Here is a 14,616-nt window from a genome sequence, read left to right on the forward strand (position 1 = left end):
ACGACGCCGCAGTCGTCGACCGAGCCCGTATCGGGCGTCCTCAGCCCGACAACAGCTCGCTCAGGTCCGTTCCCCTCGCGAGCTCGACGGGCTCCAGCGCCCGCCGAAACAGTCGCTCAGCCGCGCGGCCGGATCGCCGTCGTGCGCGCCGACGACGACCACGCCGAGCGGTTCGAGCGCCGCGGCGACCCCGGTGGTGTACGCGTCGTGATCGGCCAGCGTGTACGGGACGAACACGATCTCCCGCCGGTCGCCGAGCAGCTCGGCGACGGCGTCGAGCGCGTGGTCGAGGGGCCCCAGGCCGGGCGCGGTGGAGTTCGAGAGCAGCAGCCGGTTCATTGGTCTCTTTCGTGGGAGGTCAGCGATAGCCTGCGTCGATGACTGGATATCTGGCAACTGCGACCGTTGACATCGCTGCGACACCCGAGAAGGTGTGGGCGACCCTCGTGGATCCCGAGCAGGTCCGCGAATACATGTTCGGCTCGGAGGTCGTGACCGACTGGCGACCCGGCAGCCCGATCCTGTTCCGCGGTCAGTGGCAGGGAAAGTCGTACGAGGACAAGGGCATCATCGACACCGTCGACGAGCCGCACCTGCTCCGGTACACGCACTACAGCCCGCTCAGCGGCGCGCCCGACGTCCCGGAGAGCTATCACACGCTCACCTTCACGCTCGAGGAGATCCCGACCGGCACGCTGCTGACCCTGACCCAGGACAACAACGACACCGAAGAGGCGGCATCCCACTCCACCGGGATGTGGAACCAGCTGGTCGGGGCCGTGCGGGCGGCGGCCCAAGGTGCCTGAAGAACGGCTGACCCTCCTGGTCATTGCGGGGATACGACGAACCGAGATCGAACCCTGACCACGCGCCGGCAGGCCGAGGCCTCAGGCCCGGCCGTGGCGCTGCGTTCAAACGGGCGACACACGGAGGTCTCCGGCCGTTCATGACGGGTGGCTAGGTTCGCCGGGACTTTGCAACCCCACCGTGAAAAAGGGACCGATGAACCGGAGCACCAAGCGCATCCTCACCGCCGCCCTGACCGTTCTGGTGACCTTCGCAGGAGCGTCGCTGGCACACTCGGCCGGCCCCGCCACGCAGCAGGCTGCCGGCATGGCCTCCCCGCACGGGACCGACGGCGCCCTGGCCGCCGACTTCGGGGCGCTGGACCGCAACACGGCCTGGCAGCTCACCGGCAAGCTGAAGCTGAACTTCCCGACGTTCCACACCGAGGGCATCGCGTTCGCCGGAGATCGGGTATTCCTGTCCGCGGTCCAGATCATCGAACCTACGGTCAAGTACCCGCAGCCGCAGGGCGGCTTCGACCGCACCCCGGGCAAGGGCATCGGCCACCTGTTCGTCATGGACCGCGCCGGTCACCTCGAGAAGGACATCGTCCTGGGCGAAGGCGACATGTACCACCCCGGCGGCATCGACTTCGATGGCAAGAACGTCTGGGTGCCCGTCGCCCAGTACCGCCCGAACAGCAGCGCGATCATCTATCGGGTCGATGCGTCCAGCCTGCAGGTGCACAAGCAGTTCGAGGTCAAGGACCACTTCGGCGGGGTCGTTCTCGACAAGGCGACCGGCCACCTCGTCGGCAACACCTGGGGATCGCGGCGGTTCGCCGAATGGAACCTGGCCGGCACGCAGCTGAGCACGTGGGCCAACCCGAACTACTTCGTGGACTACCAGGACTGCCAGTACGTCCCCGAGGGCAAGATGATCTGCGGTGGCGTCACCAACCTGCCCCAGACTCCGGTCGCCGGGGGAACCGCCGCAACGTACGAGCTCGGTGGCCTGGCCCTGATGGACCTGACCAGCCACGCCGTCGAGCGCGAGGTGCCCTTCCAGCAGTGGTCCACCGCGGGGCACGTCGCCACGCGCAACCCGCTCAAGATCTCTGCGAGCGGCGACACCCTCACGATGTATGCCGCGCCGGACAACGGTGACGAGGGCAACGGGACCGAGATCCTGACCTACCAGGCGACCGTCAGCCCGACCACCAGCTAGCAAGAGCTAGCCCGGTGCCTGCCCGATGGCGATCGAGTTCGCTCACCTACATGGGGGTGAGCTCGTAGACCTCCACCGCGAACTTGCCGGTTCCGTCGCGCAGGAACGGGTGCCCGTCGCACAGCGCCTTGGCCCCGTCGAGGTCGGCGGCCTCCACGATGCTGTAGCCGTTGAGGTCGCTGGCGTTGGTGGTCGAGCCGTCGCCCTGCACGCCGGCCCGGGCCCCGAAGGGGGTGCCGAACTCGACCAGTGCCGGGCCGACCTTGCTCGCCCAGCCCAGCCAGGCCTGGTTCCCCTGTTCGCGCTGCTCGGCAGTGAGGTCCTCGGTCGAGGTGGCCGGACCCCGGTAGAGCAGGATGTAGTTGGTCATGTCGTGCTCCTTCTTCGGTGGTGCGATCTTCTTCGGTGCTCGACGTCGTCGCCGACTCGTGGGCACCGGTCAGGCCGCGGTGCGACCTGAGAACTCGATGAGGCGCTCGAGGGTGCGAGCGTCGGGGCCGACCGCTCGCGCGTCGGCAGCTGAGCCTCCTTCCTTCACGTGTTGGGTCGCTGACTGCGCCACTGCCCGCTGGGCGAGCTCGAGGACGTACCCGGTCACGTCGTCGGACACCGGGACCTGCCGGCCGAGAGCGGCCGCGAAGTCCCAGGCGTGCACGAGGAGCTCGGTGGACAGGGCGCCGACGACGACGGCGGCCGGCGCCTCGCCGCCGGAGGGGAGCCGGACCGCGCCGGCCAGTCCGCGCGACACCCACGCCTCGATCGCCTGCTGGCCGACGACGGCCACCCGCGACTCGACACTGCCGACGGCGGCCGGCCGCACCGTCCCGCCGGCGGACCGCCCGAGGTCGGCCAGGGAGCCGATCAGGTGGTCGGCGAGCTCGGCGACGGTGAGGTCCTCGCACGGCGTCGGGCGGGCGAGGTCGTCGGGGGAGATGCCGCGAAGCACGTGCTGGCAGACGGCGAGTGTCGCGTCGGCCGACACGAGCGGGTCGAGGTCCGGTGGCGAGGCGGCCCACTCGTCCGGCCCCGCGTCACCCGCGGTCGCCGCACGCTCGAGCCGGGCGAAGAAGTGGGTCCAGCCGGCGAGGTGACTCGCCTCCTGCTCGGGCGTCAGGCCCTCGTGCACCAGCCGGACGAGGGTCCCGCCCTCGACGGGCTCCAGCGTGACCGTGACCGTCGAGGCGTCCGGAGCCAGGTCGGGTGAACCCTCCCAGCCCCATCCGAACACGATCCGGCGCCCGGGCTCGATCTCCCGGAACGTGCCGGCCGCGGCGTGTCCCGGCACGATGGTCCAGCGATAGGCGCCGCCCGCGCGCAGGTCCACCCGGGCCGAGATGGTCTTCCAACGCCGCAGCCGGTCGGGCTCGGTGAGCAGCGCGAACGCCTCATCGGCCGAGACGGGGAGCAGGACGCTCTTCTCAGCAGCCATCGGGTGGTGCTCCTTCACGGATCAGTTGAGGCGGGCGGGTCGCGCAGTGCGGTCGCGTCGGTGAGGAGAAGGTCGAGCTCGGTGGTCCAGAACCGGTCCATCTCCGTGCGCAGCTGCGCCATCCCGATCGGACCGACGCTGTAGATGCGCTGCCTACCCTCCTTCCGGTTGACCACCAGACCCACCTCGGCGAGCACGCCGAGATGCTGCGAGATCGCCGACCGGGTCACCGGGAAGCTGGCGGCCAGGTCGTTCACCGTGCGCGGCCCCGACGCCAGCAGCTGCAGGATGCGTCGCCGGGTCGGCTCCGCTGCGGCTGACAGAACATCGGGCATTGCAAATACGTTAGCGGTGGCTAACGCATCCCGCAAGAGGTGCGCCCCGAAAACCCGTAACGTCCGAGCGTCGACGTCCTATAGGACGTCAACGCTCGGACGTTACGGGTCTGTTGGTGCGTGCGGCTCGGCTCAGGCGGTGACGTCGATCGCGCGGTGGCGCTGGTCGACGGCGGCCTGTCCGTAGGGGTAGTCGGAGACCACCGGGGCGCTCACCGCGGTCAGGCGCGCGAGCTGCTCGGCGGAGAGCTCGACGGCCACCGCGCCGAGGTTGTCGGTCAGCTGGTCGGTGGTGCGCGCGCCGAGGATGACCGAGGTGACGGCGGGCTGCGCCTCGAGCCAGGCGAGCGCGACCCGAGCCGGGTTGGCCCCGACCTCGCGCGCCACGTCCTGGACAACTCCCAGGATCTGCCACGTCCGCTCGAGCGCGTTGCGGGGCTGCCACGCCTCCATGCCGCGCTCCGGGTCTTCGCCGAGGCGCGTCGCGCCGGTCGGGTCGGCGTCGCGCCGGTACTTGCCGGTGAGCCAGCCGCCCGCGAGCGGCGACCACGGCAGCAGGCCCATCCCGGCGTCCAGCGCGGCCGGCACCACCTCGGACTCGATCTCCCGCACCAGCAGGTTGTACTGCGGCTGGAGCGTCACCGGGGGAGTGAAGCCGTGCGCGCGTGCCAGGTGCACGGCCTTCGTCAGCTGCCAGCCGAGGAAGTTCGAGAACCCGTAGTAGCCGATCTTTCCGCTGCTCACAGCGTCGTCGAGAAACCGCAGCGTCTCCTCCAGCGGGGTCACCGCGTCCCACGCGTGCAGCTGGTACAGGTCGATGTGCTCGACGCCGAGGCGCCGCAGCGACGCGTCCAGGGCCCGGATGAGGTGCCGCCTGGACGTGCCGAGGTCGTTGGGACCGGGACCCTTCGAGAAGCGCGCCTTGGTCGCCAGGACCACCTGCTGGGCCTGCGTCGGGTGCGCCGCGAGCCAGGTCCCGATGATCTCCTCCGACGCGCCGCCGCTGTACACGTCGGCCGTGTCGACGAAGTTGCCGCCGGCGGCGAGGTAGGTGTCGAGCAGGTCGTGCGACGTCGCCTCGTCTGCCTCCGAACCGAACGTCATGGTGCCCAGCGCGTAGGTCGAGACGACTGCACCGGAGTTTCCGAGTGTGCGGTAGCGCATGGTGAGAATGCCCTTCGAGAGGTTTTCGCGGGTCTCGTGGAGAACTGTGACGGCGGTCTCCTGCCGCACAGGACACCAAGCAGTATCACCAGGCCGGCCGCGATGACGACGACTGCTCAGGGCGTGGCAGTCCCGGTGCCCAGCGCCGGCGCACCGGTGCGGCTCCCGATACACAGATCCAGCAGGCTCTCGGGCATCGGGCGGCCGAGCAGATAGCCCTGCGCGACGTCCACACCGACGGCCCGCAGGGTGCTGAGCGTCAGCTCGTCCTCGACCCCCTCGGCGACGACGGACAGGCCGAGGTTGTGCCCGAGCCCGACCGGAGCCTCGGCCCCGACAGGTTCCCAGCGCTCGTGCCCACCGTCGCTCCCGAACAGGCTCCCGCGAGGCCTGGACAGGCCTCACCCCTGTCTCTATCGACCTTCAGCGGCGAAAGATGACGCTTTGGAACGGTTTCGAACCCAGCGTCGCCCGACGGCGATCAGCCGGAGGAGTTGATCAGCTCCGGCAGGTCCCGCAGCAGCGGGCCCGAGACGCGTTCGAAGTGCGGGCCGCCGAGCACCACGGCGTCCAGGTCGAGCAGGCTCACGATCGTCACGACGGCGGCCGCCACGCGTCGCGCCATCTCGGTCAGGATGCCCGACGCCGCTTCGTGCCCGGCGTCGGCGAGCGCGGCGAGCCTGGTGAAGTACTCGTCGACGACTCCGGGGTCGAGGTCGTCGTCGGGCAGCATCCCGTCGGGCGCGTCCAGCACTCCGCGCTCGATCGCGAGCGTGACCAGCGAGCGCGTCATGATGGCGGCGCCGACACAGCCCCGGCGACCGCAGCCGCAGACCGGCCCGTCGGCGTCGACCATGATGTGCCCGGCGTCGCCGGCGTTGCTGGTCGACCCGCGGACCACCTCGTGCCCCATCGCCAGGCCGACCCCGACCCCGGTGCCGTAGTAGAAGAAGACGAAGTTGTCCCGCTCGTGCGCCTCGCTCATCCAGGGCTCGGCCACCGCGGCGGCGGTCACGTCCTTCTCGAGCAGGACCGGCAGCCCGGTCGCCGCCGCGAGACCGTCGCGGAGCGCGACGCCGTGCCAGCCCTCGAGCAGGGGCGGGTCGAGCACGATGCCCCGCTCCAGGTCGACCGGGCCGGGCGAGGCGATGCCCACCCCGAGCAGGCGGGCGCGGTCGACCCCCGAGCTCACGATGATCGCCTCGACGCCGTCGCTCAGCCCCACGATGACGTCGCGCGGACGCTGGGTCGAGGCGTGCGCGACGATCCGCCCGCCGAGGTCGAGCACGACGTAGGTGACCACGGCCGGGTCGATGTGCACCCCGACGGCGTACCGGCTCGAGGCGACGAGCTGCAGGATCGTGCGTGGTTTGCCGACGCCGAGGATCTGCTGGCCGGCGTCCCGGATGATGGCGTCGTCGAGCAGGCGGCGGGTCACGTTGGAGACGGTCTGGGCGCTCAGACCCGTCTGCCCGGCGATCTCGACGCGGCTCAGTCCGTCGCGCGCGCGGCGTTCGCTGATAACGCAGGAGTAACGGGCGGCTCGCAGGCTTGGTTTCGGGTGCCCGTGACGTCGAGGCGCCCGGCCCCGGGTTGCGTAGGGGCCCGGCTCACGAACGGTCCTCATCAATTGGGAGTGATGGAATGCCTGCCTATCCAGAACAGATCCAGCACGGGAGCGGCGCGACGCTCACCCTCGAGCCTGGCATCGCCGTGGCGTCCCTGCGTCCTGGTGCGGCGGTCGTCGCCGACGCGCGGGACCTGCTGGCGTCGGCGGGGCTCGTCCCGGTCGCCGCTGGCCCCGGCGCTGCCGTGACCGCAGGCGCCGCGGGCGGCCGTCCGATGAGCCGCGTCAACGACTCCGAACTGCTGCGCTGGGTGCGCGTGCAGCACGCCGGCGGGCTGCCGGCCGCCAGGGCGAACATCGAGGCAACGCTCGGGGACCGGCTCGAGTGGCTCGGGCCCGTGTACCGGTTCCCCGGGATCGAGGGCAACGAGGGTCTCGTCTGCCCGCTGCCCGACGCCCTGCTCGTCCGGGCCGCCGAGAAGGCGCCCGCGGACCTCGACCAGCGGCTCGGTGAGCTGGGGCTCGAGGAGGACGCCGCGCGTAGCCGGTACCTCACGCCGTACAAGTACTTCCACGTCGCGGCGCCGAAGGAGCACAACGCGTATGAGCTGCGGGACGCGCTGCTCGGGCAGAAGGACCTCGTCGCGGACGTGCGGCTGGAGACTGCCCCGATGCTCGTCCCGACGACGTCGGCCCCGAACGACCCGCTGTTCGGTCAGCAGTGGGGGGTCCAGAAGATCAAGGCCCCCGACGCCTGGGACATCACGACCGGCGACGCGGGCACGGTGGTGTGCGTCCTGGACGAGGGCGTCGACCTTACCCACCCGGACCTGCGGTTCGCCGACCCCGGCCTGAACCTCGGCACGATGCTCCCCGACGGCCGGCCCACCGGCAACCACGGCACCGCGTGCGGCGGCATCGCCGCGGCGCTGGTGAACAACGGCACGGGGGTCGCGGGCGTGGCCGGCGGCTGCCCGATCCTGCCGCTGGCGTTCGCGAACTGGACCGACCTCGAGTGCGCGGCGGGAATCCGGTATGCGGCCGACCACGGTGCGGCGGTCATCAGCATGAGCTTCGGCGTCTACGGCCCGAACGAGGGGATCGGGCCCGTCGGCTGGGACTTCTCGATCATCGACCCGGCGATCGCGTACGCCCACTCCAAGGGGGTCGTGCTGTGCGCGGCGACCGGGAACGAGAACCTCAACACGTTCAACCGGTACCCCGCGCGCAACCCGCTGGTGATCGCGTGCGGTGCGTCGGACCAGGTGGACAACCGCAAGTCCCCGACGAGCCCGGACGGCGAGACCTGGTGGGGCGCGAACTTCGCTCCCGGCGTCACCGTCGTCGCGCCCGGCGTGCTCATCGAGACGACCGACCGGCAGGGGACCGCCGGGTACAACTCGACGCCCGGCACCGGCGGGGACTACGTCGCCAACTTCAACGGGACGTCGTCCGCGACGCCGCACGTCGCCGGGGTCGCGGCGTTGATCAAGTCCCGCAACCCCGCGCTGTCGAACGACGAGGTCCGTCAACAGCTCGAGCGCTCGGCCGACAAGGTCGGGACCGTGCCCTACGGCCCGCAGCCGGGGTTCCCCAGCGGCAGCCGCAACAACGAGATGGGGTACGGCCGCATCAACGCGCGTCGTGCACTCGCCATGGGCCGGCTCGAGGTGTTCGCCCGGGGGCGGGATGCCTCGCTGTACCACCTCTGGCAGACGGCGCCCGGAGCAGGCTGGAGCACCTGGGCCGGCCTGAGTGGCTGGATCGACAGCCCGGTGATCGGCCAGAACGCGGACGGTCGGCTCGAGGTCTTCGTCGTGGGCAGTGACCACGCGCTCTACCACACGTGGCAGACGGCGGCGGGTGGCGGCTGGAGCGGCTGGGCCGGTCTCGGCGGCTGGATCGACCAGGTCTCGGTCGGCCAGAACGCGGACGGGCGGCTCGAGGTCTTCGCCCGAGGACGGGACCTCGCGCTTTACCACATCTGGCAGCTCACGGCCGGTGGCGGCTGGAGCGGCTGGGCCGGCCTGAGCGGCTGGATCGACAACCCAGTGGTCGCGCGCAACGCGGACGGGCGGCTCGAGGTCTTCGTGATCGGCAGCGACCACGCGCTCTACCACAACTGGCAGGTGTCCGCGGGTGGCGGCTGGAGCGGGTGGCGCGGACTGGGTGGCTGGATCGACCGGCTCGCCGTCGGCCAGAACCGGGACGGCCGCCTCGAGGTGTTCGCCCGCGGTCGCGACTCCGGGCTGTACCACCTCTGGCAGGTCTCGCCCGGTGGTGGGTGGAGCGCCTGGGCCGGTCTCGGCGGCTGGATCGACAGCCCGGCGGTCGCGCGGAACGCGGACGGGCGGCTCGAGGTGTTCGTCGTCGGGTCCGATCACGCGCTCTTCCACATCTGGCAGCTGACCGCGGGCGGTGGCTGGAGCGGCTGGGGCGGGCTCGGCGGCTGGGTCGAGCGGCCCACGGTGTCCCGGAACGCCGACGGTCGGCTCGAGGTGCACGTCGTCGGCAGCGACCACGCGCTCTACCACCTCTGGCAGGTCTCGGCGGGTGGCGGGTGGAGCGGCTGGAACGGGCTGGGTGGCTGGATCGACCAGCTCGCGGCCGGGGTGAACACCGAGTAGCACGCCACGCCGCAGTACCAGATCGAGATCGTGGACGACGCCGGTACCCAGCATCACGCCGCTCCCGCCCGGGCCCGAGGTGGCCACGCCCGACAAGGTGTTCGGCTTCCTGCCGGGCAACGGCGTGCACGACGTGCACATGAACCAGGGCAACGGCGGGTCGTTCGGGCGTGACGACGGCGTGTGGCAGGACGGCGGCCTGCTGCTGCACCTGGTCACCGAGCAGCGGTGGGTGGCGATCTTCCTCGCCTTCCAGAGCCAGGCGTGGCACACCGACGACGTCACCGGGCACGCGCTCGGCGGCAGCCCGCCGCGCCCGGCGCCGGGCGACGCGAGCGTGCGCATCGTCGCGGCGCAACCGGGGTGGGGCGATCACCCTGCTCGACCGGAACGAGCTGAAGGTCGACGGCGTGTCCTACACCGAGGACCAGGCCCGGCGTGAGGGGTGGACGATCCTGTTCTGACCGCCCGCGCACTGGGCCTGGACCGGGATTCCGCGGCCAGGAGAGGCGGTGGCTCGCGCGGTGGCCTCGACCCCAGGGCCGGTCGCGCGCGGACCGAGGTCTTCGCGCCGCTTGCGACGCAGGCCGGCCAGGCGCGCACTCTCGGCGAACTGCGCCCGTCGGCGTGCTTCGTCCTGCGCGGCGCGGAGCCGCAGCTGCGCGTCAGGCTCGGGGATCTCCCAGGTTCGCCGCCGGAGCTCGCGTTCCTTGGACACGATCAGGTCCGCCAGGTCGGCGAAGTGCCGTCCGCGCGCGGTGAGGTCGCGCCGGTTCGCGGCAAGAGGCAAGCGCGGGTGCGGCGTTCCGCCCGCCCGCACCGAGCGCTGTTCCCCGAGCAACGTCACGCGAGTCCCCCTCGTCTGCGCCCCTCTCGCGCGACACATCGGTGGGCAGCGCGTGACGAGCAGCGACTTCACGTTTTCGCTTCTCGCGGGGATAGTCCAGGGACCTTGGGCCCAGGGTCAGATGACGATGGGGTGAACCGGGCTGGGCGGGCCGTTGCTGACCGCGGCGATGATCTCGTGCGCGACGACGCGCAGCTTGACGTTGCGGTTCTGGGACGCGGTTCGCAGGAGGGCGAACGCCGTGTCGGCGTCACACCTGTTCTGGCCCATGATGATCCCGATCGTCTGGTCGATCGCCGCGCGGGACGTGAGGGCGTTCTTCAGCTGATCGGTGATCTCGATATGGTGGGCGAACCGCACTGCGAGGGTCAGGGCGCGCGACGCCTCGTCGGCGAAGCGCCGCGCCTCGGCCTGCTCGGCCGGGCCGAAGGCGTGCGTGCGCCGGGAGTACAGGTTCAGCGCGCCCACGGCGTTGGCCCCGCCGTCCAACGGCAGGGAGAGGGAGGACCGCACGCCGAGAGCAAGGGCGTGCGGGCGGTATGAGCCGAACCGCTCGTCGGTCGCGAGGTCGTCGATCAGCACGATCTTCCCGGCGCGCATCGCCGTCAGGCACGGGCCCTCGTCGTGGCCGTACTGGACCTCGTCGAACCGCGCGGCGGCGGCGTCGCTGCTGGTGACCGTCGCCGGGTGCCCGTTGCGGGCGACCGTGACGCCGGCCGAGATCTCACCGCCGATGGTGGACACGGCCATGCCGATGAGCTGGTGCAGGAACTCTTCGACGTCCTCGGTCGCGAGGACCAGATCCTGGAGCTCGTTGGACGATTGGCGCGGGGGCCCGTTGGCCGCTGTGGTCGGGTCGTAATCGGGCACGAAACGCCGGCGTTCCCAGGGGATGAGCCCGCGTTCAGCGTCCACCGGAAACGGCGCGTCGCGATGTGGCACGCTCGGATGACCTCCGACGCCGAAATTATCTCACCCGGGGTCAACGATCGGCAAAGAGACGCACATTCGGGCTACTCCTGCGAACTCGCGAGGCGCAGGTAGAGCGCGCGCAGGTCATTGACCAGCGCGGCCCCGCCGAGCTCCGCGGCCGGCACGGGCAGCTGGCGAAGCACGAGGTCCCGCGGCAGCTCGGGGTGGGACGGCAGCGGGGGGAGCGGGCGAGCGGTCCAGAACCCGGCGGGGTCGGTGGGGCGGTCGGTCCCGGCGAGGTCCGCGAGCGCCGTCGCGGCGCCGACGTCGCGCCGGGGGTCCGCCTGGTCAGCGGCCGCCGGAGTCGCGGAGACCGCCGGGACCGCCGAGGCAGGCGCGTCGTTGCGCAGCTCGCGCAGCCGGCTCAGCAGCGCCGCCCGGTCTCGCCCGCGCCAGTGCAGGAGCCGGAACGGGTCGTCGTCGAGGCTCTCGGCGAGCAGATAGATGGCGGCCGAGATGTGCTTGCACGGCACCACCTGGTCGGGGCAGGAGCACGCCATCGTGAGGTCCGCCGCGCTGGTCGGGAACAGTGGTGCGCCGGCCGCGACGAACACGTCCTCGAGCTCGGGGGGCAGCTCGCCGGCGAGCAGCCGCGCGCTGTGGATCGCCTGCGAGGCGAGCTCCACCTCGACCCTCGCCCAGACCAGCGCGCTGAACGGGGCCAGGCCGATGGTCACGCGATACGGCGCCCGCCGCGAACCCTGCACGGTCGCGGACACCTTCCCGGCGACGACGTCCAGGGAGAGCACCTGGCCGCGCCGGGCGTAGTTCTTGCCCCGGGTGAGCCGCCCGCCCAGAGCGAAGGACTCCAGCACCTGCACGAACCGGCGCGACCACCACTGCTCGCCGATGTCCCCGCGGGTGCTCCGCGCGACGAGGCCGCCGGCGACGCGGATCGGTTTCGACGCCGGGGGGAAGCCGCCGGACCACTGGGGGCTCATTCGACGACCGCCTCGGCCTCGAGCGTGAACAGGTCCCGCAGCTGGGCCGTCGACAGCTCGGTCAGCCAGCCCTCACCGGTACCGACGACGCTCGCCGCGAGCCCGCGCTTGTCGCGGATCATCGCCGAGATCTTCTCCTCCAGGGTTCCCGCGCAGACGAACTTGCGCACCTGCACCGCGCGGGTCTGCCCGATCCGGAACGCCCGGTCGGTCGCCTGGTCCTCGACCGCCGGGTTCCACCAGCGGTCGACATGGATGACGTGGTTCGCCGCGGTGAGGTTCAGGCCGGTGCCGCCCGCCTTGAGCGAGAGCACGAACAGCGCGGGGCCGCCGCCCTTCTCGTCCTGGAACCGGGCCACCATCGCGTCGCGGCCGGACTTGCTCACGCCGCCGTGCAGGAAGGCCACCTCGCGGCCGAACCTCGACGCCAGGTGGGTGCTCAGCATGGTGCCGAACTCGGCGTACTGGGTGAACATCAGCGCCCGCTCCCCGGCGGCCAGCACCTCCTCGAGCGTCTCGTCGAGCCGGGCGAGCTTGCCCGAACGGCCCGCCAGCCTGCTGCCGTCCCGCAGGAACTGGGCCGGGTGGTTGCAGACCTGCTTGAGCTTGGTCATGGTCGCCAGCACCAGCCCGCGGCGTTCCATCCCGTCCGTGTTCTCGATCCGCTCGAGCATGTCGGCGACCACGCCCTGGTAGAGCGCGGCCTGCTCGCCGGTCAGCGAGCAGACCACCTCCATCTCGAGCTTCTCTGGCAGGTCAGTGATGATCGACGTGTCGGTCTTGAGCCGGCGCAGCACGAATGGCTGGGTGAGCGCGCGCAGCCGGCCGCTCGCCGCCGGGTCCCCGTGCCGCTCGATCGGGGTGGCGAAGCGGTCCTTGAACTTCTTCGGTGTGCCCAGCAGGTGGGGGTTGGCGAACTCCATGAGCGACCACAGGTCGGCGAGCCGGTTCTCCACCGGGGTCCCGGTGACCGCGAAGCGCCGCGGCACCGGCAGGGACCGGGCCGCGACGGCGGCCTTGGTGGCCGCGTTCTTGACGGCCTGCGCCTCGTCGAGCACGAGCCGGTGCCAGGCCGTGCCGCGCAGCGCCGTCGCGTCGCGCGCGAGCAGCGCGTAGGTCGTGACCACGAGGTCGCTCGCGGCGACGACGGCGTCGAACTCCTTGCCCCGCGCCCGCTCGGCGCCGTGGTGCACGTGCACGCGCAGCGCGGGCGTGAACTTGGCGGCCTCGCGCTGCCAGTTGCCGACGAGCGACATCGGGCACACCAGGAGCGTGGGCGCGGTGTCGGAGGGGTCGCCGGCGATCAGCGCGAGCACCTGGATGGTCTTGCCGAGCCCCATGTCGTCCGCGAGCAGCCCGCCCATCCCCACCGACTCCAGGAACGAGAGCCAGGCCAGGCCGCGCGCCTGGTAGGGCCGCAGGTCCCCGACGAACCCCGCGGGTGCGGGCACTGGTTCGAAGCTCCGCTCCGCCTGCGGCGCGAGCAGGTCGCCGAGCCAGCCGTCCGCGTCCACGCCGACGACGGGCAGCCCGCCCGGGCCGTCGGCATCGGAACCGAGCGACTGCAGGACCGCGGCGACGGTCATCGTGGCGGCGGTCTCCGCGGAGTGGCGCTGCAGGAACGCGCTGGCCTTCGCGAGCCGGTCCGGGTCGACCTGGAGCCACTGTCCGCGCAGGCGGACCAGGGGAAGCTGCGCGTCGACGAGGTCGTCGACCTCCGCCCGGGTCAGGGTGTGCTCCCCGACGGCGAGGTCCCACTCGAACTCGACCAGGCCCGCCTGCCCGATCCCGGACCGCGCCGCGGCCGCTCCCGGCTGGCTCGGGGTGGAGACCCGGAGCCGCGCACCGAGCCGGGACGCGGGGTTCGTCCACCAGCCCGGCAGGAGGACCCCGAACCCCGAGGCGACGAGCATCGGGGCCGCGTGGCCGAGGAAGGCGTGCGCGCCGCGCGTGTCCAGCGCCAGCGCGGACGGTTTCGCCGTCCGCAGCGCCTGCTCGATCCCCGGGTACAGCCGGACCGCGCGACCGAGCTCGGCGAGCAGCGTCTCCTGCGGGTCGGGCACGTGCCGGGCGAGAGCCCGCAGGCCGGTGGGGGAATCCCAGACGCGGTCGGCATCGACGATCAGGCTGGGTTCGTCGGCGGCCTGCAGCGCGAACTCGAGGCGCCAGCCGGCGTCGGCGCTGGTGCTGGTGCTGGTGCCGGTGCTGGAGCTGGTGTCGGTGCCGTCGTCGTGGGCCGGCGGTTCGACGAGCCGGAAGCACGCGCGGACCGCACCGGTGCCGGTCGCGTCCCGCTGCCACGTGCGCAGGGCGCTCTCGAGCGCGGCCGCATCCTTCGCGGTTGCGGCGAACTCCCGGTTGGGCCCCCGCAGGGCGGCCCGCCAGGCGGGCGTGTCGCGCGAGGGTGGTGGCGAGGGCTCGAGAGCCGCTCGGGCGGCCGCATCCACGAGCGCGTCGGTGGCTGTCGCGACCGCCTCGACCCGGTCCGCCCGGCGGACCCCGGCGGCGTCGACCTCGCACGTCGCGGATCCCGGCATCGCCTGCACCGCGGACCGCAGCCAGACGGCGTCGGCTCCGGTGACCAGGGGGCGCCAGGTCGCCGTCGCGCGACCGGGCCCCGCGGCGCGGACCGTGGGCAGCACCCTGCCGCGGCCGGCGAGGTCGACGGCGAACGCCGCCAGGGCGCGCAGGTGGCGCAGGTCGGTGCCCGCCAGCGGCGGG

At 72.1% G+C, this 14,616-nt stretch carries 15 protein-coding genes; 4 read left to right on the forward strand and 11 right to left on the reverse strand.

Annotated elements, in window-relative coordinates; translation table 11 throughout:
- Positions 1–60 precede the first annotated feature (60 nt).
- The gene (locus tag VIM26_RS17530; protein ID WP_331953513.1) at positions 61–339 is read right to left on the reverse strand and encodes a Type 1 glutamine amidotransferase-like domain-containing protein; all 279 of its coding nucleotides are present in this window, start codon (positions 337–339) and stop codon (positions 61–63) included.
- A 38-nt stretch (positions 340–377) separates the two neighbouring features.
- Here VIM26_RS17530 and VIM26_RS17535 point away from each other — a divergent pair, with 38 nt between their 5' ends.
- On the forward strand, positions 378–806 hold the full coding sequence (locus VIM26_RS17535) for an SRPBCC family protein (protein ID WP_331953515.1): 429 nt from the start codon (positions 378–380) through the stop codon (positions 804–806).
- Positions 807–1,002: 196 nt separating this feature from the next.
- A complete protein-coding gene (locus VIM26_RS17540) occupies positions 1,003–2,013 on the forward strand; it encodes a DUF6454 family protein (protein WP_331953517.1) in 1,011 nt (336 codons plus the stop codon).
- Between the two features lie 46 nt (positions 2,014–2,059).
- Here VIM26_RS17540 and VIM26_RS17545 read toward each other — a convergent pair whose 3' ends face one another.
- From VIM26_RS17545 to VIM26_RS17570, 6 genes are all read right to left on the reverse strand, one after another.
- Positions 2,060–2,383 (reverse strand): YciI family protein, encoded by a 324-nt coding sequence (locus VIM26_RS17545; protein ID WP_331953519.1) that lies wholly within the window; start codon positions 2,381–2,383, stop codon positions 2,060–2,062.
- Positions 2,384–2,452: 69 nt separating this feature from the next.
- Positions 2,453–3,442 carry a TIGR03086 family metal-binding protein gene (locus tag VIM26_RS17550; RefSeq protein WP_331953521.1) on the reverse strand — a complete coding sequence of 330 codons (990 nt, stop codon included), beginning with the start codon at positions 3,440–3,442 and terminating at the stop codon, positions 2,453–2,455.
- A 14-nt stretch (positions 3,443–3,456) separates the two neighbouring features.
- Entirely contained in the window at positions 3,457–3,777 is a 321-nt protein-coding gene (locus tag VIM26_RS17555; RefSeq protein ID WP_331953523.1) for a metalloregulator ArsR/SmtB family transcription factor, read from the reverse strand.
- Positions 3,778–3,909: 132 nt separating this feature from the next.
- Positions 3,910–4,941, reverse strand: a complete 1,032-nt coding sequence (locus VIM26_RS17560; protein ID WP_331953525.1) for an aldo/keto reductase — start codon at positions 4,939–4,941, stop codon at positions 3,910–3,912.
- Positions 4,942–5,057: 116 nt separating this feature from the next.
- Complete coding sequence (locus VIM26_RS17565) at positions 5,058–5,339, reverse strand: EAL domain-containing protein (protein ID WP_331953542.1); 282 nt, start codon at positions 5,337–5,339, stop codon at positions 5,058–5,060.
- 83 nt (positions 5,340–5,422) lie between these two features.
- Complete coding sequence (locus VIM26_RS17570; protein WP_331953527.1) at positions 5,423–6,379, reverse strand: ROK family protein; 957 nt, start codon at positions 6,377–6,379, stop codon at positions 5,423–5,425.
- A gap of 206 nt (positions 6,380–6,585) precedes the next feature.
- On the opposite strand from VIM26_RS17570, the gene VIM26_RS17575 reads away from it, so the two are divergent.
- Positions 6,586–9,135: a S8 family serine peptidase gene (locus VIM26_RS17575; protein WP_331953529.1), complete on the forward strand. Its 2,550-nt coding sequence runs from the start codon at positions 6,586–6,588 to the stop codon at positions 9,133–9,135.
- Between the two features lie 79 nt (positions 9,136–9,214).
- Positions 9,215–9,577 carry a DUF2278 family protein gene (locus VIM26_RS17580; RefSeq protein WP_331953531.1) on the forward strand — a complete coding sequence of 121 codons (363 nt, stop codon included), beginning with the start codon at positions 9,215–9,217 and terminating at the stop codon, positions 9,575–9,577.
- On the opposite strand, the gene VIM26_RS17585 is transcribed toward VIM26_RS17580, so the two are convergent.
- From VIM26_RS17585 to VIM26_RS17600, 4 genes are all read right to left on the reverse strand, one after another.
- On the reverse strand, positions 9,551–9,982 hold the full coding sequence (locus VIM26_RS17585) for a hypothetical protein (protein ID WP_331953533.1): 432 nt from the start codon (positions 9,980–9,982) through the stop codon (positions 9,551–9,553). The genes VIM26_RS17580 and VIM26_RS17585 overlap by 27 nt on opposite strands.
- Positions 9,983–10,099: 117 nt before the next feature.
- Entirely contained in the window at positions 10,100–10,897 is a 798-nt protein-coding gene (locus VIM26_RS17590) for a GAF and ANTAR domain-containing protein (protein WP_331953535.1), read from the reverse strand.
- 98 nt (positions 10,898–10,995) lie between these two features.
- Positions 10,996–11,895 carry an SWIM zinc finger family protein gene (locus VIM26_RS17595; RefSeq protein ID WP_331953537.1) on the reverse strand — a complete coding sequence of 300 codons (900 nt, stop codon included), beginning with the start codon at positions 11,893–11,895 and terminating at the stop codon, positions 10,996–10,998.
- The coding region (locus VIM26_RS17600; RefSeq protein WP_331953539.1) for a DEAD/DEAH box helicase at positions 11,892–14,616 on the reverse strand (2,725 nt) is incomplete at its 5' end. The genes VIM26_RS17595 and VIM26_RS17600, both read right to left, overlap by 4 nt.

It is taken from the genome of Pengzhenrongella sp. (assembly GCF_036565025.1).
Lineage (GTDB): Bacteria > Actinomycetota > Actinomycetes > Actinomycetales > Cellulomonadaceae > Pengzhenrongella.

Bases quoted from the DNA above. Each gene is read 5' to 3' on its own strand.
- VIM26_RS17560 (WP_331953525.1), bottom strand. From the start codon at position 4,941: ATGCGCTACCGCACACTCGGAAACTCCGGTGCAGTCGTCTCGACCTAC.
- VIM26_RS17540 (WP_331953517.1), top strand. From the start codon at position 1,003: ATGAACCGGAGCACCAAGCGCATCCTCACCGCCGCCCTGACCGTTCTG.
- VIM26_RS17535 (WP_331953515.1), top strand. From the start codon at position 378: ATGACTGGATATCTGGCAACTGCGACCGTTGACATCGCTGCGACACCC.
- VIM26_RS17545 (WP_331953519.1), bottom strand. From the start codon at position 2,383: ATGACCAACTACATCCTGCTCTACCGGGGTCCGGCCACCTCGACCGAG.
- VIM26_RS17575 (WP_331953529.1), top strand. From the start codon at position 6,586: ATGCCTGCCTATCCAGAACAGATCCAGCACGGGAGCGGCGCGACGCTC.
- VIM26_RS17550 (WP_331953521.1), bottom strand. From the start codon at position 3,442: ATGGCTGCTGAGAAGAGCGTCCTGCTCCCCGTCTCGGCCGATGAGGCG.
- VIM26_RS17595 (WP_331953537.1), bottom strand. From the start codon at position 11,895: ATGAGCCCCCAGTGGTCCGGCGGCTTCCCCCCGGCGTCGAAACCGATC.
- VIM26_RS17530 (WP_331953513.1), bottom strand. From the start codon at position 339: ATGAACCGGCTGCTGCTCTCGAACTCCACCGCGCCCGGCCTGGGGCCC.
- VIM26_RS17555 (WP_331953523.1), bottom strand. From the start codon at position 3,777: ATGCCCGATGTTCTGTCAGCCGCAGCGGAGCCGACCCGGCGACGCATC.